The organism is Alkalibacillus sp. S2W (genome assembly GCF_046764385.1).
Taxonomy (GTDB): Bacteria; Bacillota; Bacilli; order Bacillales; family Alkalibacillaceae; genus Alkalibacillus; species Alkalibacillus almallahensis.
Map to the genome: position 1 here is coordinate 509238 of NZ_CP177234.1, position 22836 is coordinate 532073.

Annotated in this window: 24 protein-coding genes and 1 pseudogene; 21 read left to right on the forward strand and 4 right to left on the reverse strand. The window is 31.8% G+C overall.

Annotated features, from left to right (window positions below):
* Positions 1–158: 158 nt before the first annotated feature.
* From ACKXGF_RS02810 to ACKXGF_RS02835, 6 genes are all read left to right on the forward strand, one after another.
* Complete coding sequence (locus tag ACKXGF_RS02810; RefSeq protein WP_411954767.1) at positions 159–863, forward strand: hypothetical protein; 705 nt, start codon at positions 159–161, stop codon at positions 861–863.
* A gap of 322 nt (positions 864–1185) precedes the next feature.
* On the forward strand, positions 1186–1728 hold the full coding sequence (locus tag ACKXGF_RS02815) for a hypothetical protein (protein ID WP_411954768.1): 543 nt from the start codon (positions 1186–1188) through the stop codon (positions 1726–1728).
* A 183-nt stretch (positions 1729–1911) separates the two neighbouring features.
* On the forward strand, positions 1912–2376 hold the full coding sequence (locus tag ACKXGF_RS02820; protein WP_411954769.1) for a Panacea domain-containing protein: 465 nt from the start codon (positions 1912–1914) through the stop codon (positions 2374–2376).
* A gap of 11 nt (positions 2377–2387) precedes the next feature.
* Positions 2388–4232, forward strand: a complete 1845-nt coding sequence (locus ACKXGF_RS02825; protein ID WP_411954770.1) for a hypothetical protein — start codon at positions 2388–2390, stop codon at positions 4230–4232.
* Between the two features lie 232 nt (positions 4233–4464).
* Entirely contained in the window at positions 4465–5016 is a 552-nt protein-coding gene (locus tag ACKXGF_RS02830) for a recombinase family protein (protein ID WP_411954771.1), read from the forward strand.
* Between the two features lie 188 nt (positions 5017–5204).
* Positions 5205–5444, forward strand: coding sequence for a helix-turn-helix domain-containing protein (locus ACKXGF_RS02835; protein WP_411955546.1), 240 nt, complete (start codon positions 5205–5207; stop codon positions 5442–5444).
* A gap of 156 nt (positions 5445–5600) precedes the next feature.
* Here ACKXGF_RS02835 and ACKXGF_RS02840 read toward each other — a convergent pair whose 3' ends face one another.
* A complete protein-coding gene (locus tag ACKXGF_RS02840; RefSeq protein ID WP_411954772.1) occupies positions 5601–6965 on the reverse strand; it encodes an MrcB family domain-containing protein in 1365 nt (454 codons plus the stop codon).
* Between the two features lie 309 nt (positions 6966–7274).
* On the opposite strand from ACKXGF_RS02840, the gene ACKXGF_RS02845 reads away from it, so the two are divergent.
* The 10 genes from ACKXGF_RS02845 (at position 7275) to ACKXGF_RS02890 (ending at position 14325) form a co-directional block, all read left to right on the forward strand.
* Positions 7275–8204, forward strand: coding sequence for an LAGLIDADG family homing endonuclease (locus ACKXGF_RS02845; RefSeq protein WP_411954773.1), 930 nt, complete (start codon positions 7275–7277; stop codon positions 8202–8204).
* Positions 8205–8508: 304 nt separating this feature from the next.
* A complete protein-coding gene (locus ACKXGF_RS02850) occupies positions 8509–8802 on the forward strand; it encodes a hypothetical protein (protein ID WP_411954774.1) in 294 nt (97 codons plus the stop codon).
* A gap of 146 nt (positions 8803–8948) precedes the next feature.
* Positions 8949–9215, forward strand: coding sequence for a hypothetical protein (locus tag ACKXGF_RS02855; protein ID WP_411954775.1), 267 nt, complete (start codon positions 8949–8951; stop codon positions 9213–9215).
* A gap of 188 nt (positions 9216–9403) precedes the next feature.
* On the forward strand, positions 9404–9850 hold the full coding sequence (locus ACKXGF_RS02860; protein WP_411954776.1) for a hypothetical protein: 447 nt from the start codon (positions 9404–9406) through the stop codon (positions 9848–9850).
* Between the two features lie 118 nt (positions 9851–9968).
* Complete coding sequence (locus ACKXGF_RS02865) at positions 9969–10964, forward strand: hypothetical protein (protein WP_411954777.1); 996 nt, start codon at positions 9969–9971, stop codon at positions 10962–10964.
* A gap of 95 nt (positions 10965–11059) precedes the next feature.
* Positions 11060–11797, forward strand: coding sequence for a hypothetical protein (locus tag ACKXGF_RS02870; protein WP_411954778.1), 738 nt, complete (start codon positions 11060–11062; stop codon positions 11795–11797).
* Positions 11798–11838: 41 nt separating this feature from the next.
* Positions 11839–12501 (forward strand): hypothetical protein, encoded by a 663-nt coding sequence (locus ACKXGF_RS02875; protein WP_411954779.1) that lies wholly within the window; start codon positions 11839–11841, stop codon positions 12499–12501.
* A gap of 42 nt (positions 12502–12543) precedes the next feature.
* The gene (locus tag ACKXGF_RS02880) at positions 12544–12735 is read left to right on the forward strand and encodes a hypothetical protein (protein ID WP_411954780.1); all 192 of its coding nucleotides are present in this window, start codon (positions 12544–12546) and stop codon (positions 12733–12735) included.
* A gap of 147 nt (positions 12736–12882) precedes the next feature.
* A complete protein-coding gene (locus ACKXGF_RS02885; RefSeq protein ID WP_411954781.1) occupies positions 12883–13179 on the forward strand; it encodes a YHYH domain-containing protein in 297 nt (98 codons plus the stop codon).
* 681 nt (positions 13180–13860) lie between these two features.
* Positions 13861–14325 (forward strand): hypothetical protein, encoded by a 465-nt coding sequence (locus ACKXGF_RS02890; protein WP_411954782.1) that lies wholly within the window; start codon positions 13861–13863, stop codon positions 14323–14325.
* Between the two features lie 25 nt (positions 14326–14350).
* On the opposite strand, the pseudogene ACKXGF_RS02895 reads toward ACKXGF_RS02890, so the two are convergent.
* From ACKXGF_RS02895 to ACKXGF_RS02905, 3 genes and pseudogenes are all read right to left on the reverse strand, one after another.
* A pseudogene (locus ACKXGF_RS02895) lies at positions 14351–15003 on the reverse strand (HAD family hydrolase).
* Positions 15004–15060: 57 nt separating this feature from the next.
* Positions 15061–15702 (reverse strand): HD domain-containing protein, encoded by a 642-nt coding sequence (locus ACKXGF_RS02900; RefSeq protein ID WP_411954783.1) that lies wholly within the window; start codon positions 15700–15702, stop codon positions 15061–15063.
* Positions 15703–16212: 510 nt separating this feature from the next.
* Positions 16213–17172: a hypothetical protein gene (locus tag ACKXGF_RS02905; RefSeq protein ID WP_411954784.1), complete on the reverse strand. Its 960-nt coding sequence runs from the start codon at positions 17170–17172 to the stop codon at positions 16213–16215.
* A gap of 486 nt (positions 17173–17658) precedes the next feature.
* Here ACKXGF_RS02905 and ACKXGF_RS02910 point away from each other — a divergent pair, with 486 nt between their 5' ends.
* From ACKXGF_RS02910 to istB, 5 genes are all read left to right on the forward strand, one after another.
* Positions 17659–18465: a hypothetical protein gene (locus ACKXGF_RS02910; protein ID WP_411954785.1), complete on the forward strand. Its 807-nt coding sequence runs from the start codon at positions 17659–17661 to the stop codon at positions 18463–18465.
* A protein-coding gene (locus tag ACKXGF_RS02915; RefSeq protein ID WP_411954786.1) for an IS3 family transposase occupies positions 18380–19503 on the forward strand; the annotation gives its coding sequence in 2 pieces (ribosomal slippage) (positions 18380–18629 and positions 18629–19503; 1125 coding nt in all). Before ACKXGF_RS02910 ends, ACKXGF_RS02915 begins: the two co-directional genes overlap by 86 nt.
* A 117-nt stretch (positions 19504–19620) precedes the next feature.
* Positions 19621–20226: a hypothetical protein gene (locus ACKXGF_RS02920; protein ID WP_411954787.1), complete on the forward strand. Its 606-nt coding sequence runs from the start codon at positions 19621–19623 to the stop codon at positions 20224–20226.
* Between the two features lie 275 nt (positions 20227–20501).
* Positions 20502–22034 carry an IS21 family transposase gene (istA, locus tag ACKXGF_RS02925; protein ID WP_411953849.1) on the forward strand — a complete coding sequence of 511 codons (1533 nt, stop codon included), beginning with the start codon at positions 20502–20504 and terminating at the stop codon, positions 22032–22034.
* Positions 22031–22789 (forward strand): IS21-like element helper ATPase IstB, encoded by a 759-nt coding sequence (gene istB / locus ACKXGF_RS02930; RefSeq protein WP_411953848.1) that lies wholly within the window; start codon positions 22031–22033, stop codon positions 22787–22789. Before istA ends, istB begins: the two co-directional genes overlap by 4 nt.
* The last annotated feature ends 47 nt before the right edge of the window (positions 22790–22836 follow it).

Sequence of the window (22836 nt, forward strand, 5' to 3'; positions counted from 1 at the left end):
GTATTTTTCTCTTGCAAAATACAGGCTTTGTCATACGGATCACTTTTGTTACCTAGAGATCGACCAATATCGAACGAATCAAGAGCCTCATCAATGATCGCATTTTTAAATTCGATTCCAAGTTCCGTGTGAAATATTTGAAAATGAATGGAGAAAAAATGGATATAAAAACATATTTAGATAATACAGAATTTGCTACAAAACAACTTTTTTGTTTGTTATTTGAATTAGTTGAGAATAAGAATAATTTAATTCATTTAGAAGGAATGGCACCTCTACACTTAAAAGATGCAAAAACATTTGAGTCTTTTGCATCACAGGTTAAGGCTGATGGGAATGATGAAGAAAGTAGGTATTTTTTTAAGAAGGCCTATGAAAAGTATCATGTATATAAAGAAGCTTCAAGTAGTATAGAGAATATTAAAAATCATTATACTGATAAGATTTCAATAGCAAATGGACCAATTCAAGTGATTTCACAAGCAATATTGCAGATTGCAAAACAAGGTCTATCATTTGTATATGATACAAATATAAAGAATATAGAAAAGAAGTTAACCTCCCCTCCCAGAACTATACTTGACAAAAATGGAGACTCCATAAAAAAATTTGATAAAGGAAACCTTGGAACAAAAGACATAAATATTATTGATGTAATATGGCAAGGTAGAAATCAATCTATTCATTATGAAGAAGGAAAAATGTTTCAGAATGTTACAGATTTGTTTGAGCCATTAATGAATAGTTACGATAAATTAACTGGGTACGATAACTATCAAAATAAGGCATATGAAATAGTCTCAATTGTATTAGAATGGGATTCGTATGAATCTTACCGCAAAGATATGGAGAAAATAGTGTAATTCAAAGAAAGCTTAAAAAGCATTGGTAGTACGTAGCCAATGCTTTTAGTATCAAAATTATTCATGAAGAACTTTTTAGTTAATAATGAGAATTATTAAATTAACAAAGATTCTCTTCTCCAAATAAATGTAACTAGTTTTGTGTTGAAATACCAATTTACAAATATATCTATAAAATATAATTGTGTTTTTGCACTTTTTAATGATATTTCACGGATTAGTCTTTATTATTTAGAAAGTGAGATTCATTATAAAATATAATAATACAGGTTATTAAAATCAGTTGTATGAAGACGATACTATAAAAAATGGGAGGTAAGTGATGCAGGTTATTTTTAATATAGTTGAACGTGAAGCACTAATTGGTATTATTGCTATTTTATTTTTTATTTATTCTGTAACAATGTTTATTAAATTAATGTATACATTTAAACTTGATAATTATGAGAAGTTGTTGATGACTGAGCATTCGAAAACACAACATGAGTATTGGTTAGGTGTTAAAACTTCCTTTTTTCTATCTTATATAATTAATTCTATCGCAAATAACATAAAATTAACTAATGATAGTTCTATTTCTAGTGAATCAATTTTTGGAATAATAATGGTATGGTTACTTATTTTCATAACATGGGCGCTTTTTTTAATGTCGAAAGACTTTTATTATTCATTAGTTAAAAATAAGTACAAAAAGGATTATTACATAGAGATGGAAGCAGATAAGTCATTTAAAATAATCAAGAAAATGAATAATGGCTTGTTTCTAATAGAAGAAATTACTGAACTTAATTCCGAAAGAAGAATTGTGGATAAAGAACACTTTCTCAATAAAACCATAAAGATAAAAAATAATACCTTAGATTAAAGAGATTTTGGTATATTATTCATTATTGTTGTTCAAGAAATTTTCTTTGGAATTTATTTGATTTTGAATAAATCATATTATTGAGGGAATGGGTTTAATAAAAGAAAATTATTTAATTGTTGTTTTATAATTTTCAAATTGAGTATAGGTTTATTAAGAATACTATAAAATGAGGTGAATTAAATGGCAAAAGCTATGGAAGTAGCGAAATTTTTATTGTATTTAAAGGAGCATGATCCAAGAGGATTAAAACTGAGTAATTTAAAATTACAAAAACTGCTTTATTATTCACATGGTTATTATTTAGCTTTGCATAATAAATTATTAATTCACGATAGATTTCTTGAAGCTTGGAAATATGGACCAGTTATTCCTGACATTTACCATAATTTCAACTCATTTGGTAGTGGTGACATTAAGATTAATGATAATAGCTTAGGAAAAATAGAATTAAATGACATTGAAAAAAGTATTATTGCCTATGTGTGGAAAGAATACGGAGAATTCACAGGTGGCCAACTTATAGATAAAAGCCATAGTGAGTCTCCGTGGTTAAATGCTTTTACAGAGAACAAGAATAATATTATCGAAAATAAAGATATTGAAAAATACTTTAATAAAAATATGTCTAATAAACTTATTACTTAAGAGGGGATTTAATGCTTTATATTAAAGTTATTATGAAATATAAGTGGTCTTTGCTATTTGTTTACACTATGTTAGTAGCAATAGCTATTACCCTTTTTTTAAAAGTTAACCTCACTCAGTTATTATCAATTTCGCCTGACGAAGAATTACTAACATTTATTAGCAGATTTTTGATCATACAAATCACAGTAACTATAACAATTTATTCTTTTGTTTATAAAGAAAAGAAAGAGGCTTCGTATTCTAACCTGAGGAACTCAAGGATAAATAATTCCTTTATAATTACAGTTTTACTATCATTTCTTACTTTATTTTTCTCATTAATAACAATGTATAGTATTAGTCCTGACAGTAATGGAAGTAACTTTTTTATTAATACATTTATATTTTGGTTGATTTCTATAACTATGTTAGGTTTATATTTATGGTTCTTATTTTCTGATATGGATATAAGTAATGCATTAAAAAGGAATCTAAAAAAAACTAAAAACTATCAAGAGTTAATAACAGACATTGCTAATCAGGAAGGTAAATTCTTACTTAATTATAGTCATATATTACAGGATTATAATACTATAGTAGAATCTAATTTTCAGTTGATAATATCATTAATAGAAAAAAATAAATTTTCGGATATTGAAGTTAGACAATTTGATTTATACCAGGTCACAAATGAAATACACTCCGAATACGTTCATAATTCAGATTTGATTAGTTTTTATAAGTTTTTAAATTCTAAAACTAATAAAAAAGAATTGATAAACCTATACAAAAATGTACTTTTGAATTATAAGTTATTAATTCGCACAGCATCTAAGCATAAGATGACTAATTTACAAAAAAAAGCATATAAAGAATTTTTATCACTTTCACCAATTAAGTTGTATAAGTCAGACTTGAGAGAATTAGAAGACAAAGAGTTCAAATTATTGTGGGATTATTATGACGAACTGACATCTGAATTCTTTACATCACAATTAGATATTTTAAAAGAGTTTTCAAATGAAAGTACTATCGAAAATTCATTTTTTATAGAACAACTAAATTCTAATGAAACCTTAAATGAATTTCTTCTTGAGATGAGCACTATAGAAAAAAATAATGAAAAAGATTATAAAAATAAAGATAGATTGTACAGAACTTTTATTGATGAAACATATAACTTTTTAGAATCTGTTATTATGTGGGCAGTTGAAGAGGATCAAATTAAATTTCTCACAGAGTCTACAAGTATGCTACTAGATTACTATTATACTCATATACAAAATGCTGATTATCAAATAAAAAATATAAGAAAACAATTTAGCGATTCTAACGAGGAAACTTTTTTAGAAGATTTTATCTCTAAAAATAAAAATTATTATAACCACAATATTTATAGCAACAACTCCATTTTTAAAGAGTTAGTTTGGGAGAGAACTAATTTTGTGATGATAGAAGCTTTATATAAAAGTATTGAAATTGGTCATTATAGATGTAGTGGTTACATAATAAAGATTGTTTGTACTCATTTCAAATTTAAAAATATGTTAGATTTCCTTAATACATATTTGAAAAGAAGTGTATTTAGAGAGAATCAAAAAAGTGATTCTTTATTACATCATTCTACTATTAATAAGCATTCATTTGTACATTGTTTTCAAAAGCTAGTAGTTTTATTATCTTACCAAATGTTTTTTAAGCATACTCTTGATGATGAAATAATGAATAAATTAACGGAGATGATCAAAATTATCTTTTTGAATAATCGAAACGATTTATATTATATTTTAGATAAAATTGACCAGGCAAAAGATAAATATGGTATGGTTTCTATTGCGCCTTCACAAAGAAATAAAATATTAAACTTAATTTAAAGAATATATGTTGAGCTTTCGTGATATATCAGTTCGGTTATTAAGTGTTTTGTAGGTTTGGTTATTGTTTATAAAATAACCCCAACCCAAAGTGAAAATAAATAATATTTCTGACTAAATTTTATTGTTTTATTGAGAGTCAAAACTTAAAAGTTTTGACTCTCTTTTTGTCTTCCTGTAAAATCAATCATGAAAAGGTGTCATAACTTATGTTCATAAATGAGGTGTTGATTTGAAATTTGGATATGCTAGAGTGTCTACTCAAGGACAAGACCTGCAGTCGCAAGTAAATAAACTTAGAGAAGAATATTGTGATGAAATATTTGAAGAGAAATTCACTGCAACAAGTAGTGATCGACCTGAATTTCAGAAGTTATTAAATCAAATAGAACAAGGGGATACTTTGGTTGTGACAAAGTTAGACCGTTTTGCCCGTTCAGCCAATGACGCGACTTCAATTATTGAAGATCTATTTAATCGTGGTGTGAGAGTTCATGTCTTGAATATGGGAATTGTGGAAGATACACCAACAGGAAGGCTGATCTTTAATATAATGGTATCCTTTGCACAATTTGAACGCGATATGATTGTGGAACGTACACAAGAAGGTAAAGAAATTGCTAAAAAAAGAAATGATTTCAGAGAAGGTAGACCAAAAAAATATCAAAAGAAACAGATTGATCATGCAATGGAATTATTGAATGAACACTCTTATAAGGAAGTAGAAAGGCTGACTGGTATAAGTAAAAGTACCTTAATAAGATCTAAAAGAAAGAGGGGGTAGTAGTTAAAGGTGGTATTTTGCCCAAACTTTCAGGAGCAAATACCATATGAGCTCTCTAATTTCTTAACAGATAAATGCTATAGAAAGATAGGCCCATTTACTTAATAAGGCACACCTGTATAATTAAATACAGGAGTAAGAGAGGTTATTGCGAGGTGAATAATTTGAATAATATACCTAGTGAGTATATGGAAATACGATCGATTAAGGGAGTTCAAAATTGCATTAAAAATCTACTTTGTCAAAAAAATATGTCGATGAGGCAACTTGCCAAAAAATCAGGAGTAGCACAAACAACGATCAGTGCGATATTACAAGGACGTTCTAAAAGTCCCACTATTAAAACATTGTGTAATTTGTCAATTGGGTTTGGTATTTATTACGTTGATTTTTTTATAAAGATCGAGGAAGAAATGCTGGATTATTAACAATACTATAAAGTTGTTTTAATAAATATTCTTTCGTTTCAAAACTCATTGTGAATAAGACAGTAAAAAGAAGCTGTCCGAAGGTCAGGGGAACTGATATAAAACAAAAACTTGGCTGAACATAAATTGTTCAGCCAAGTTTTCTTCAATGCAGAATTATTTACTAATACCATATGCTTTTTTTAACTGCTCAAATGTGATTTCTATACCGACTGATTTTAACATCTCATGACGATCAACATATAACTTTCTAAGGATTTTTTCTTTGATATCATCCGTACCGTGATGTATTGCGCGATGACAGTTGGGACATAGGCTTATTATATTTACTAACCGGTCCAAGTCATTTTTGTACATAGATTGTAAGTTCATTAAGACCAAATGGTGTGATTCCATGAATGATTTACCTGTTTTTTTCGAAATGAATGTTGTGTGGTGTTGATCAAAAGAGCATTTATAATTTGACAAATATAGTGCTGTGGCAGCAGTGTTAGCGTTTCTTGACCATCTTTTACTACCGCCATTATTGGTTATTGGATGTGGTCTCTCTTTTGGCCCCTCACCATCATCAACTAAATACCCTTCATTAGCTAAATCATTAACTGTGTTTTGGTATTGTTCTTCTTGTTCATCATCTTCTAAATATAGTCCGTCATCTTGTAAAAGCAGAAAGTCGTTAAATTGTTCGACAGTTCTTGATCCAATTAAGTTTTCAATTTCATGATAAGCATATAACATTGAATATAAATCATTAATTATCTCTTGATTTTCCGGTAATGATTCAATTGAGTAAAAACGACCATAAATATGACCGTTTTCATATCCTTTACTTAAATCCCCATTACCCCCCAATTCTATTTCAGTATTTAAAAGGTGGTTTGGAAGTGATTTTAATTTATTTCTTATTAAGGAAGCAGTTTTCCGAATCTTTTCACGTCCTAGTTTAGCACCATACTTTTCTTTAAAATATGTCCACCCTTGGTTTAAACTGATGTACACCCCACTCATGTCAGCATTAAACAAAAATACTATATAATATCCTCTTGTTGCAGTAGTTGTTAAGCTACGAGAAAATACTGAAACCCATGGAATCTCTGCCCAATTCCCATTTCCAATAGAACCTTTTACCATAAAGTGATGTTGGTTAAGGTTTAACCCATTAATTATATTAGAAGTTGTAGTATCTCTTACGTGTTTCCCCATTTTATGCTCGGAAAACGGTTCTTCTTTGGCCTTTAAATAATTATGTAGTATAAAGTGGAATGCTTCATTAATTTGATAAGATTCTGTTTCTTTCCCACTGATTTGACTATTAACAAGATTTTTTATGCTCACTCCGAAATAATTTGTAATTATAAGTAAAATGTCCAAATCAATTATTTGTTCACCAGTTTCCACTTTTGAAAGTGAAGTGTAAGAAATGTTTAGTTCTTCAGCCAAACTTCTTAAGCTTACTCCTTTTGCCTCCCTGAGGTCTTTTATATTTTTTCCGACAATTAGGTTTTGTTCATTTGTCGTCATTAGTGATGTCCTCCAATAAGTATATAATTTTCTAATTATAAAAAGAGTCTTAAATAGATTTTCCATCTCATTAAATAGAATTTTATCAAGTTGTTTTAAAAAAATAAACTAAAGACAATTCTATCTTGTTGTGTTAAAACACTTAGTCTTGAGACTTTTTGTACAATTCTAATAAATAATTGTACTTAACAGATTTTTGCTATAGTACAATAGTTTGTTTAACAGATTTTTGCTATAGATACAAGTACAGATTCCATTGAGAATGTTTATGAGTATAATAAAGGTTAAATTTAATTTGGAGTTGATGAAATGGCAGAAACAACATGTAAATGGTGTGGAAAGTTTATGAAGGTAAAGAAGTCTGGTTATGTTTATTGCTCAAAAAGATGTGAATCATTTGATAACGGCACTAGAAAAATAGTTTATTGTGACTGGTGTCAAAAACCGATTGAAAAAAATACTGCGAATATTAACAAAACAAACTTTTGTTCAAGACACCATTTGGGTTTTGCTAATGCAGTAAGGAATGGCGCTTATATTGAACAATTTCAACATGAAACAGAACATATTGACTGGACAGAAGATATAGCATATTTAGTAGGCTTAATCGCAACAGATGGTACTCTTCGAAAGAACCGTAAACAGATAAAAATAACCTCTTCAGACGAAGAGTTTTTAAAAACTGTTATAGAAGTTATTCAAAATAAAATCACCGGAAGAAAGCAGCATTATCAAAAGTATCTCTCTGACAAACGTAACATTAATTTAGGACAAGAATATGTCCATTACGAGTATGCATTTACGAGCCCTTACTTCTATGATTTTTGCCAAAATGCAGGTTTAACACCTGATAAAACGAATACAATTTCAATGTTAAACGTTCCTCAAAAATATTTTCTCGATTTTTTAAGAGGAGTAATAGATGGGGATGGTAATTTTAATGTAATCAAAAATGAAGTAACGAGAATCAGAATTTACGGTGGGTCTAAGCTTTTTTTAGAATGGATTAATAATTTCTTAAAAGAATTTTATAATATTAAAAAAGGGTGGTTTACTCATAGTGAAAATGATTTTGGAAGTAAATACCACTTAGTTTTTTCCACGTATCACGACGTTCTTAAAATTGTGGATTTAATGTATCACAGTGACAAGGTAGTGTGTTATCAAAAAAAGAAAGAAAGAGTACAGGATTATTTAGATAATATGACTGAGTTGAAGATGAAATATAATGTTGACTGAAGTAAACTAGAGAGATACTAACTCAAATTCGATCTTCTAAAATCTGAGCGGCAAGATCATCGTATTCCTTGGTTTTTTGGAAAAAGAATGATCTGTTCATTTCAAAGGTTATCTTAAGATTATGTTTTAGTGTCATATAACAGGAAAATTCAAGCAATTAGCCAAGGAATAATATATAATATACTTAGTCAATTTAATCATTTTTTAGCTTCCTTAATTTGGGGGTGAGGAGGAGAGGGGGTAATTTATAAAATGGTTAAATTGAGATCTTAATTAATCTATTGTTAGGAAAGAGGAAAATTAGGTGGAATATGATAATCTAGAAGAATATGAAGATGACTTATATGCTTTAATTGATGATCTAGAAAGACAAAATGCGATACGTCTTTTACCAGACATGGAACGAAAAGTACTCGAGTATGTTGAGCAAAGTGACTTGGATATGGCCAGGGCGTCAAATGACTTTGAAGACTACATAGCTCTTAATCAAGAGGCTAAGCCTGGTGAAAGAGCTGCAAAGCATTTTGGGTTAAGTGTAGAAGTGATTGTAGAGATACTAGATTCTGCAACAAATAATCTGAGAAAATTGCGGAAATAAATTAAAGTAAATTTGATTAGACGATTTGAACATTGCACTGAATAGATGGTAGTTTACGCTTACCATCTATTCAGTCACATTCATTATTACATTGTTTTATCTACTGTTAATATAGTTAAAGTAATCATTACGAAAGGGGCGAGCTTTTGAGTTATTTGAAGCCATTAGCAACAGAAGTTGTTGCTAAGCAAATTATTAAATGGGATCCGATGAAGTTATTAGAAATTGGTGCTCCTCTTGATGAATATCGTAAAGAGATTGAGATGATTGTTGAGAAAACCTTAAAAAGTAGGGATGAATTAGAGCTAGCTGAAAGTATCGTGTCCATTTTTAAACTAACAGGTAATGAAGATTTAAATTTTGATAAAACGCTCGTAATCGCTCAAAATATATGGAAAGAAATATATGAATAATATAGTAACGACTAGTCAGCCACTAACCGATAAACAACCGATTAGTGGTTTTTTTCTTATAGAAATTGCTGAAATTCAGGTGTTATTCAACTATGAACCAAAAATTGAATTTTGTCATGTTATTATAAGAGAGCAAGTTTTAGAGTTCTCTATACAATTAATCAAATTTTAATGAGGAGTGACTGGTGATGAATAAACAAGTAGTAATTGGTTGCAGATCATGTAAAGATTATTATGAGATAACTAATGGATTTATCCAAATACCTAATCACTTATTGTTGTTGACTGCTTATGAACCATCTGATCTTGATATGTTATTTTACAATAACCATACTTGCCCGTTGTGTGAACAGACGTTACACATAACACCAATGTTATATCAATTCTTTATTGAATTTACACTAAAACCATTTGATGTAACAGTTCACGAAACCAGTATCAGTATCAAAAATCCAACCTATGAGGGTGAAATGGCTTTAAAAGAAAAAGAGTTCTATATTAAAGGTGTAAATACTTCTAGTGATCTATTAATCGAAGATCTATTGCCGAATGACAATGACCTATCTCTACTGGCTGATGTTGTGCAGGAGTTCAATTATAAGGGCTGGATAATAGGTGTTGATTCATTGGACTAGTCTAGGATTATATATTAACTTTTATAATATGTTCATGTTTCTTACAATATATTCATTTTTCATGTGTCTTATGGTATAGTGGGTTCAAATCTATTGAAGAGTAAGGTGACATAAGAGTATGAAGCAGTGTTTAAATATAGTGATAATGGTTGGAATTTATCTAGGAGTTATTGTCGGGTTACCGACAATAGTTTTGGCGGAAGAACAAATGAAATGTGAAATGACTGTGATTCCAGAAAAACATACGCCTGATAATCCTGCTTATCCTAATGGGATTTGTGGTGAAGATAATTTAGCTTGGGGTTTTTATGTTGAAGATACAGATAATTATTTCGTACAAGGCTCAACTACGAAAATTTCTACCAAAAGCGGTACGATTGAATTTGAATTAGGCGTAGCAGGTATGACACCGAATCCTGTAATGGTAGTTCACTTTTTAGAACCTGAAGAAAAAGATGAAACAAATGAATCTAAGGAAGGATCAAATACAGGTTCAAATGATGATTCGAATAATCAATCAAAAGAAGACACTCAGAAAAATAACAACAATGATACTAACCAAAAATCAGATGACAAGCCTGCTGAGAAATCTAACAGCAATGAATCATCACAAGAACAAGACACTAATCAAGAGATTGAAGCCAAAGGCTCTAATGACACAAAAAATGAGCAAGAAAACAACAACACAACTGAAAACGAAAGCAATATACAAGAATTTAATGACAACCAAGAATCTAATGCTAGTCAGTCGAACAATGACAACACAACGAATGAAACTCATTCAAACGAAACATCAAATGAAACATCAAACAACGAAACTGATAAATCGAATGAAAGCAACAGTTCTAACGATACAGATGAACAAAAAGACGAAGATCAAAATGAAGAGGATAAATCCAACAATGAAGAAGATAGAGTTGATTTAACAGAACACGATAATAGCGATCACTATAAACCGATACGAGATAATGTTGCGACAAATGATACTGAACAAAAGAAAGAACAAAATAGTCAAGAAAGTTATAATGAAGAACATACTAACGATAAAGGTTTCTTTCAAAATATGTTTAGTTACATCAGTTCGTTTTTCCAGTCATTGATGTTTTGGGTGTGATTTAAAAAATTAAACTAGAAGATAAAGTGAAATTTATAAGTTGAGTTTAATAGTCTAAGTACGAAATAACATAAGCTTTTGTAGGCGGGATAAATATGTCTTTGAAAAATTATAAGTTTAATACAAAAGAAGATTTTGTTTATTATATTAATCATCTAATAATTGGTATTTCACTATCCTTAGATGGACTAGAGGAACAGTGTAGAGAATTAGGGGACTTTATTGAAGAAAGGCAACTAAGGAAAAGACCTAAGCGTGTTGTTTCCTATAAAACATATGCAAATTATGTGTACATATTGGATGGACCAGTAAGTGATTTGTTGAACTTATTTGGAGATGATGCAGAGAATGGTAGTTCATATAGAAACTATAGAAAGAATGTTAAGAAAAAAAGTGAAGATTTGAACATTGATTATGTTAGGTTTACACAAGAACAGCAAGAACAACTTAATAAAGTAACTACTGCAAGAAATTGGGGGCATCATAATGCAGTATCATTAATAAATGCCAAAAAAGAAAAAGTATATGCTGAAAAGTTAGATGCAAGCACTCCTATATACATACCAAAATACAGAAAATGCAGTGGGCGATTATTAGTAGAAATATATGATAAACATACAGAAACTCTAAACAGTTTTAAGGAATTATTCCAACTTTTAAAAGAAGATTACAATAAACTAACCGGGTATCCTTGTCTTATCTATGAATACGAAGTTGATCAAAAATTTGATGGTGATTCAATTATCCCTGAAATTTCAGCTAATATCCAAACAAAAAATATAAATTCTATTGAAGAAATTCAAAGTATATATAAAAAAAGATTTAATAATTAATTACGGGTTCAAATCTGTTAAAAGTAAGGTGAAATAAAAGTATGAAACAAGGATTTAATAAAGTGGTGATAATTGGAATAATTCTAGGATTGATTGTAGGGTTGCCAACAACAGCTATGGCAGAAAAGGAATTAGTTGAGTGCGAAATGACAATTGATGCTAATAAAAATACAGAAGGTAATTTAGCTCAACCGACTGGGAAATGCCAAGGTTATGTGCAAGGTGTTCATGTACCTAGCGCTGACCAATATAATATATTTGGAGCAATGACTTCTGGTGTAACACAAAATGGCCAAGTTTTTGAGTTTGCGACAGGAAAATTTAATGCAAAGTTAACGGTTTACCTTGTTGAACCAAGACAAAATAACACAAATAATAATGACTCCAATGATGACAGCAATTCTGAACAAGACTCAGATTCGAGTTCTAAAGATGAATCAAACAAACAAGAAGATACTCAAACAGATAGAACCAATGATACTGAACAAGAATCAGACAAAAGTTCAGAAAAAGAATCTGCCAATAACAATGAGTCATCACAGGAAAAAGATACAAATAAAGATTCGAATGACAAAGAAAAGCAAAAAGACGATAACAACACAACAAATGAAACTAATTCAAATCAAACGTCAAACAACGAAGCTGATAAATCCGCTGAGAGCAACAATTCAAACGATGCAGATGAACAAAAAAACGAACCTTAAAATAAAAAAGGTGACACCGACAACGAAGAAGATAAAATTGATTTGAAAGAACACGATAATAGCAATAACTATCAACCGATACGAGATAATGTTGCGACAAATGATACTGAGCAAAAGAAAGAACAAGATAGTCAAAAAAGCGACAATGAAGAGAATACTGACAACAAAGGGTTCTTTCAAAATATGTTTAGTTACGTCAGTTCGTTTTTTCAGTCATTAATGTTTTGGGTGTAAACTTAATAGCAAACCTATTTTAGTAAATACAATATGAGTTCGTAACGATAAACATTTTAAGGCCGTGGGATACATAATTGCTTAAGTTAGCGTTTAATAGCGGATAGTCCGTTTCTAGGGCGATATAAAAGAGTAAGGAGGATTCTTTTGAATAATAAGTTTTTAATCATTTTAACGATGAGTATTATTTTGCTATTCCCTGTTAGTGTGTTTGCACATAGTGGAGGCACAGACTCAAACGGGGGTCATCACTGTCGAACTGACTGTGAAAAATATGGCTATGAATATGGTGAGTATCATTATCATAATGGGAGTAGTTCGAATTATAACGATCAAAATTACAACGGTAGTAGCTCAAGTGGAAACGAAAATAATTTTATGGGCTATTTAATTGTAGCAGGAGTTACTGGATTAGGTGTTTGGTTTTTCACAAAAAAGGATTGATATGAATTATGGTTATGGAGTCTTCTTTTGAGTATTTCAATACCTTCTATTAAAGTTACTAATTACTATTTAAGACCAATTATGAAAAACTGATTCTTAATTTTCAGGCTTGGCATGCCTGGTTTGAAGGCTAATTAAGATAATTAAGACACCCATCTCATGTGTATAAAATACAGAAATGGTGTTAAAGTTGATTGTTTAATTATCGATTAATTTAAATAATCTTAGCTAGTTGTTTGGAGTAAGATAAAAGTAAGAAAGGCAGATAAAAGGTACATATTTCAACGGAATGATGTTACATCAATTGACTGACTGAATGCTGCCATATCAACATTTTTCGGTTGTTGTCCTTGATGTTACAAGCGTGTATTTTATGCCAGGCATGATGTAAGGAAAGTGTATAAACCCTTACAAATTAAAGTTTATAGCCTAATAAGCAAGCAAAAGTAAGAAAAAAGCAAGAAATCCTAAAGTTAAGTAGTTCAGTTTTGTGGTGCAAAGTTGTAATTTTGCATCCTTAATTGAACTACTTTTTGCGTATGAAAATGTATGGTAACTTGATAAGTGAATTGTATAAATATTTGAGGAATTTTTATGATAATAACTTACATAGTAAAATAACTTAAAGAACGTCGTTCAACTAACTAGAGAGTAGAATTGAAGGAGAGGTGAGAACCGGAAGTGGGGGATAAAGTGAAGGTAATTAAAATACTACTGTTATTTTCATTTGTTATTTTCGGTGCATGTAGCGGGGATCAACATCTTACATTTGAAAAGAAGGAAGATGCAGAACAAGAAATTGGTGAATTTAAAACGCCTGCAATGCCAAAGGGATATGTAATTAAAAAAATAACGTATGATCATGATGGCTTTACACACCCAGAAACTAAAGTGTTTTACGAAAAGGAAAGTCATAGCATTACGTTTATGATTGCATCATCATGGTTTGATAATAGACCTTCGGAGAAGATTGAAAACGATAAAATAGCTGATATGGTTTGGATTTCAAAAGATAAAGATTATGTATTAAAGTGGAGAAGTTCCGACAAGCAAAGTTATAAATATCTATTCACAAAAAATGAAAAAGACAAAGAATGGTTGATTTCTATTGCAGAAAACTATTCAACTAACCCCCTCGTTACTTGAATAAATCTAATTTATTTACATACCTTTACCGTTGTTCACACCTGTAATTTTTTAGCGCTTGTATGAATTCATTTATGTTACTTAACATTTGATCTGGTTGAACACCAAACTCTAATGTCTGATAGTTCGGTAACCACTGTACTCCGATAGTATGTATGTTAGCTTGTTTACCAGCCAAAATATCAGCGTCACTATCTCCTAAAAAATAGCATCGGTGTTATCTATATTAAGCTGTGCCACTGCCTTCTTCAATCCTTCTGAATGAGGCTTAGGTATAGAAACATCATCACCAGTGATTATCACATCAAATATGTTTTTCATATTAAGGCAATCTAAAGAGATAAATAAACTTCTGCTTGCTTTTCCTGTTACAATCCCCAATTTATAGCCTTCACTTTTCAAAAACAGGAGTAAATCGTTAATCTCATCATTCTCAGGAACAAGCTCTTGGTGTTTTTCACTATACTTTTCATAATATAATTCAATTGCTTTGTCATGATTTGTATCCATAAGATTTTCTCTAATGATTTCAGTCTCAGATGGACCAAACATAGCCTTTATCTCATCTGGAGTAACCTCTTTGTTGTCAAAGTCCTTAAATACAGTTTGAAATGCATAAAAACAAACTGACAAAGTATCAGCAAGTGTACCATCAAAATCAAAAATAATTGCTTTAATAACTAAACACCCTTTATCAAAATAATATAAATAAGAATTAAAAACTGCTTTAAATAATTAATGATCTATACTGGTATATATTGAATCTTCTACACCTGGGAGAAGTTTGTATATGCTTTTATTGAGTAGCCCTTCAAGTTCATTTTTAATTTTGTAAAATCCTTTCCAGTGATGCGGAGTGTGTATAGTTGTTCCATGCCGTAAACCAACCGATATTAATCTTTTCTCAAGTGTAGTAAATCCCTCGGAATCAGCAAGAGCATCGCACAAAGTGATTACTTTATTATAAATATCATATGTACTGTTCTCATTAAGAATCTCAACCAACTTTAACTTCATATGTTCAGGGACAAGGCTCCAATCAGCTGCTTCTTCTATATGTTCATTCATGCAAGGAAATGAATGAGTAACACAAACAATTGCATTGCCAGTAAAGCCTAATTCTTTGAAAAATATGTAGCCATCGAATGAATGAATAACAGATTTGGTAAATCCTTTATACCGACCTATATCGTGTAAGAGAGCGGCATTGTAACCTAAATCAACATCAAAATTATGTCCATTTTTGTTTAATTCAATTAAAATAAATTCAGTCGCTTTTGCGACGTTCACCGAATGTTTAAACCATGGTCCTGGGTTTTGGTTATATGCCCAATCAATAAGCTCATATGCATAACTTCTGTCCACTATATATTTCATAGGATCTCACTCCTTTTCTAATTGAAAATCTGTAAATAACCCCTTCTCTACTAAAGTATAATTTTCCTTCTTCTCATCTAGAATAGAATTTTGAAGGTAGCTTAATAAAGTAAACTATTGTATTTTATCATCAGGATTTGTTATATCAGTCAACACAAAACTAGACAAAAAATGTAACGGTTCTTTCTCAAGTATTGTGTTGACATACTAAATGTAAATTTAATTACTTAAAATACCATTCGAACGCGTTAGTGTATAAAACCTTATCCCTTGCAAAAACGGGTTTTAGAGTTATCTGATAACAAAATGTTAACATCAGGTATATAAAAGAGGTTTCTCATTAGTTGATAAAACTTTTGAGAAGCCTCTTTTTTCATTTCTTGTGTTACGTGTAAGTATATAATTTAAGAGGTTTGGTCATCAGAGTGTCCTAATCTTTCCATTAAAATTTTCTCGGTTGACTTGTGCTTCAGCAAGTAATGATGTGTAGGTAAGAAAATTTAAAAAGTCTCATTGTTTTCTATAAATCATAATATTATCCTTACCCCACATAGTTAATAGTTCTTCTAAAGAAATTATTTCCCAAGGTAGTATAAAAGATTGACCATTTTTATTGAAAAAATAATTATATCCCAAATGGAAGGTAGCATGTAGGGTTACTCCATCTTTATTCATCCAAATAATTAAATCTTCTGCTTCTAATTCTTTAAATGATATTGAGACTTTTTTGTATTGGTTTAATTCAATTCCGTTGTGAAAGGTTGTAAAATCTACCCAATTATATATCAGCCAATCTGTCTGCGCTTGAGCTCCAGAAATTGCTGCTAGAGTGGCTGCAAAACAATTCGCACCGTTCTTCTCTGGGTAAGAGTTAAAGTATGAAGAGATGTGTGGATATTTATTAGCCAGCAATTTATAGGTTTTTTTACTAGCAGTAAAATTGCTAATATATTCTTTTGATAATCGCAATATTAAATGGTATTTAAAATTATAATGTAATTCTTCCCAGAGTTTTGCATGAATTAATAAAAACTTTTCATCATTATAATTTAGAGTGTATTTCGATAGAAGCTTATGGGTTTTTGTTCGAACTTTTTCTTCTGGAACTTTCCTCAATAGTTCCTTTACAAAGTTCCAATTAAAAATTAAACCCCTATTAAGTTTAATTTGTTCCTCAATTATATACTTCCTTATATTTTTTGGTAATGTTGGAAAAATGTCTAGATGTACTATGCAAACCTTTTCTATTCCTTCTTTTAGGTTCCAAGTCTCGTAAAAATTAACGGTGTCTTTATTGTGGAATTCTGATTGGAGAAAATTATTATAATTCATTATTAATGCACTTGAACCTAATTGCTTTATTAATGATTCGTTAGCTGAAGAAAAGAAAAACAAGTCAAATTCAGTTGCGATGCAATCAATCCACGTATTCATAACACTTGAGTCAATTTTTATTTGCTGTTCCTCCATATTTTATCCCCCCAATTATTTTCAAAAGATACATAATAAATTGTGTTTGAGTAATTATATCATTTTTTAGTAAAGAAAAATTCATGGAAAGTATAACAAAATACTTTTAAGTAAAAATTTAGAATATAGTTCTTTGTATCTATTAATTTTCTGATAATAGTCTGTTAATATTACGTTTATTAAGAAAAATTGTAATTTTGTGAAAATTTATCGCTAAACCTATTGAATTATTTTACTTTTATGGTAACATTCTACTTACTCAGGAGCGTTATTTAATATATTTTCCTGAAGTAAAAGGGGGGATCCATATGAATAAAGTGCTTGAACTACAAATGAAAGCAAAAAAAACCGAGGTATCAAGAGCAGTAACAAATCACTGTACGGATAAATCATAATTATAATAACTAGCCGATTCTAAATGGATCGGCTAGTTATGTAACATTCATCACTAACAAATACTTAAAAAGGAAAAAAAGGGGGGACTTGATGAATTATTCAATTGATACTGCATCGTTGGTGCTTTCTAAACAACCATTTTTGATTAGCTTAAACGATTATAAGAGTTCAGATGATTTTAAGGTGATAGTTAATTCCTTACAACCCAAGGTTAAGTTGAGTGAAAATGGTTATTTTTATTTTATTAATTCTTCTTTTGTTCGTGATAGAGTCAGTGATTGGAAGATACATATTTCATCAATTGAAGGAGAAGCAGAGGATGTTCTGAAAAAGGTTGCTTCTTACTGCATCTATAACGATATTGGATTTAAATTTTTAAAAGACAAAAGGCTTTTAAGGTTGTTAAATTCAAAGGTTTGGGGACGATCTTCATCCGGAAAATTTATCACTGTTTATCCCGATGGGGTAGAAGACTTTAAAAGAGTTATAGAGGAACTTTATCAGCTCTTGGTGGGGCATAGAGGTCCTTATATACTGTCAGATAAAAGATATAAAAACTCCAATATTTTGTATTATAGGTACGGGAATATTAATGGAAAGGGAAAAATTCAGCATGATGGAAGAAAAGTTTACCACATTTTAAAACCTAATGGAGAGGTTGAGGATGATATTGTAGGACCCTACTATTACCTTCCAGAAGGTATAGAGGAACCCTTCCCTGATCCTGAAAGTGGACCGGTTACACTTAATTGGACAGTTTCACTAAGGTCATATACACTTGGTTCAAATATAAAAACTGAGGAGAAAACATATGACCAAACGTCAAAGAAGATCGTTTTCAAAGGAATTCAAAGAACAATTAGTACAGCTTTATACGTCAGGAAAACCTCGTGCTGATATTATTAAAGAATACGAATTAACGTCTTCCACCTTCGATAGGTGGGTCAAGCAATACCGTGATAGCGGGTCCTTTGAAGAAAAAGACAATCGGACACCTGAACAGGAAGAACTTATACAACTACGCAATAAAAATCAACAACTGGCTATGGAAAATGATATTTTAAAGCAAGCCGCGCTGATTATGGGACGAAAGTAGATGTGATTCGTCAAAACCGTCACAAATACTCGGTATCAGCAATGTGTGACGTCCTACAAATTCCTAAAAGTACGTACTATTATGAATCTAAAGCTCGTGAGAACACCGAGAACGAACTCGTAGAACAGATTGTTCAACTATTTAAAGATAGCCGACAAAACTATGGTCAACGAAAAATTAAAGTTGAACTCGCTAAATTAGGGTGGACCGTCTCTCGACGTCGCATCGGACGGATTATGAAAGAACAAGGTTTAGTATCTAAGTATACGGTTGCTCAATTTAAACCCATGAAATCCCAAGCTAATGAATCTGAGATTGGCAACTCATTGAACCGTGAGTTTGATCAATCCGAACCACATAAAGTGATGGTAAGCGACTTAACCTATGTTCGTGTTGGGCATAGCTGGCATTATATTTGTGTGCTTATCGATTTATATAATCGTGAGATTATTGGACATAGTGCTGGCCCCCATAAGGATGCGGGGTTAGTTCACCGTGCATTTGCATCTGTTCAAAAAGATCTTCGTCAATTTCAATTGTTTCACACGGACCGGGGAAGCGAATTTAAAAACACGATCATTGATGAGGCTCTTAATTCGTTCGATATTGAACGATCCCTGAGCAACAAAGGTAATCCGTATGACAATGCTGTTGCTGAAGCCACGTTTAAAGCCATCAAAATAGAGTTTGTTAGGGGTTCCCATTTTATTAACCAACAAGAACTTGACCTTGAATTATTTGATTTTGTGAACTGGTTCAATCACATTCGCATCCATGGTTCACTGGATTACTTAACACCTACCGAATTCAAGTCGAAAGACCTTAACGTTTTTGTCTAGTTTAGTGTTGACATACCACTGTCAGTTCAATCACCTAACGCTACTTTTATTGGTAACTAATCAATTAGAGTAAACTTTTTCTCAAAATGCTATTGCCCACTGAATGGGAGGGAATAAATGCATGAAACAACTGTTTGTAATTTTTTCCTCATGACTAGTGCATCTTTATTGTTTGCTTGTACAAATGATACAGGTGAAACGAGCGAAATGACTAATGAGCAAGTAAGTGAATCACAAAACACTGAACATGATAAGTTTGAGACATTAACTTACGATCATGAAGTAGAAGACAAATACCGTGATTTTCTTAATGATGAACAGCTAAAAGCATTAGACGAATTACAAAAAACAATCCTCAGTTTGTTTATAGAACAAGAAGGTCAGATGATTGCTGCTGATTATATTAGCGAAGAATCGATTGAGATGTATTTAAATTCATATGCCAATGACACCGAAACGAAGGAAGAGGCGTATGAACAAATTGGAAAACATTTGAATGAAGCCTCATCTCAAGCTATTGAAGATCAAGAGCTTGAAACGGTTAATATAGATGAAGCTATTGCATACAGCGACAAGGAAGAAAATAGCCAAGAAGAACTTTTTGCGACAACTATTTATTACGAATTTAATTTCCGCAACGGTAGCACTCAATTAACTGAATTGACTTTAGACTTTATCGATGGTGCGTTTAAAGTCCGTGACTTTACTCAGGTTGATGAATGATAAGATACTAGTTTTGACCATTAAAACGATAAAGAACGTAATTTTTCCGGGATAAATAGAAAAGGACTTAGCTATTTGATAAGTAGTTTAGTTTTGGAGTGAAAATTGCAATTTGCCCCCCTTGTAAACGCTAAACTAGATTCAACAGTTTTCCACAAATAGAAATCAACAGATTTCTACAAATAAGATTAAACAGGTCACCAAAAATACACGCCTTTTCTATATACTTAATGTAAGTTTTATAGAAAGTGAGGCGATTAGGAGTGAACCGTTTAATGGATTACATGGAGATTCATCGTTTGTATCAGGAAGGATTTTCTAAAAGTGCGATAGCTCGCAAGTTACAGATATCGCGTAACCGGGTGATTGATTGTTTGAATAGGTCATTCGAAGAAATGGAGGTATATACGCACACATTAAAAACGCGATCTAAGAAATTGGATCCTTATCACCAACAGATACTTGAATGGTTAAAAATGCATCACGATTTAACGGCTGCTCAAATCGTGGATTGGTTACAAGAAACGTTAGACATATCAGATATCGCAGAAAATACTGTTAGGAATTATGTGAATGACATGCGTGACCATTATCATATTCCTAAACAAACAGCTCAACGCCCCTACGTATCTGTTCCTGAGTTACCCATGGGACAACAAGGGCAAGTCGATTTTGGTTATGATGTGGTTCAGGACAAGGACGGACGAAGCGTCCGATTATATTTTATAGCCTTTCTATTATCGCATTCACGTTTTAAATATGTTGAATGGTTGGATCGGCCATTTCGTACAGCAGATGTTATTCGAATGCATGATCATGCCTTTCATTATTTCGGAGGTATGCCCACTGAAATGGTCTATGATCAAGATGCGTTACTCGCTGTGAGTGAGAATGCAGGTGATCTGATTTTAACGTCGATTTTTTCGGCCTACCAAGATTCGAAAGGGTTTAAGATTTATTTATGTCGAAAAAGTGATCCTGAAACGAAAGGGAAAGTGGAACAAACCGTTAAATTTGTCAAAGTAAATTTTAGTCACAATCGCACGTTCCATGATATCAAGACATGGAACGCATCATGCTTATCTTGGCTTGAGAGGACAGGGAATCACAAAGTTCATCACAATACAAAAAAGAGACCTTCCGATATGCACGCCCTGGAAAAGCCGCATTTACAGAAGGTCTCAACGCACAACATCATGAATGATGTTACTCATGATAGTATAACAAGGATTATTCAAAAGGACAATGTGATTCGATTTGAAGGTAATCGCTATAGTGTTCCACGTGGCACTTATCACGCTGAATCACCTAATCTGGCGTATATTGAAACCCGTTCGGGTTGGTTATATATTCGGTTAAAACCCGATGGCAGTATTTTAGCCCAGCATGCATTGTCTGATGGCAAGGGCTTAGTCATCTCTGATCCAGCGCATCGTGACAATCAAACATCTAAACGTGATCGACTCGTTCAACAATTAAGCGATCTGTTTCATGATGAAGAGGCATTTCAGTGGTTGGTTCAATGTCTTGATGAACGATATCCGCGTCATATCGTTGATCAATTAAGGGTGGTGAACCAAGCGGTTCGGCAATATCCGAATTATATTAATCAGGCTCTAAGTCAAATGAAGCACTTAAATTTAACAAGCGGGAATGACTTCAGAGACATTGCACACTCATTGTCTGTGCAAGCCCAACAGAAGCAACCCGTTCACGGCGAATCTCATTCAGCATATGATCACTATGAGGTTCCGGAACGACCGAGTGATATTTATACGCATCTCTTATCAGGAGGTGGGCTATCATGAGCGAGGCCTATAAATCGTTACAAGATATGTGTCGTACCCTTCGGCTAGCAGAAACAGCCAAAGCGTTACCTGAATTACTAAGGGAAGCTGAATTGTCCGGTTGGACTTATTATGAATTAATGGATAAGGTTCTGACGTATGAAATGGCTTGTCGTGAACAGAAAAATATTGAACGTTTGATGAAATGGGCTGAATTTCCTGAGCATATGACCTTTGATCAGTATAATCTTCAAGAGCAATCAGCGATTGGCGACAAACAACTCAACATTTTAAAAGAACTAAACTGGGTTGAACAATGTTTTACGATTATGATGATGGGCCCAACCGGAGCTGGGAAATCGCATTTATCTATTGCATTGGGTGTTCACGCTGTCGAACAAGGTTATCAAGTCTCGTTTATCTCGATGAACCATCTCATGTATGTTTTAAAAACACGTGACTATATCAAAAAATCCAAAACACGTTACAAACGTATTATGGATTCTGACCTAATCATTATTGATGATGTCATGTATATGACTTACGAGTCACAAGAAGCCAATCTGTTTTTTCAGTTTATTTATGATAAGTATGATAAGGCTGCGTTTATTCTGACGTCTAATAAAGGACCGGGTGATTGGGGAAAATTCTTAGGCGATTCCACATTTACAACAGCGATATTGGATCGATTGCTTCACAGAAGTGAAGTGATTACATTTAGCGAGGAGGCCGAAAGTATTCGTATGAAGTATCGACAATCTATTTTCGAGGAGTAAATGAACACTCGTCAGTTAGTTAGACTGTTTAATCTTATTTGTGGAAA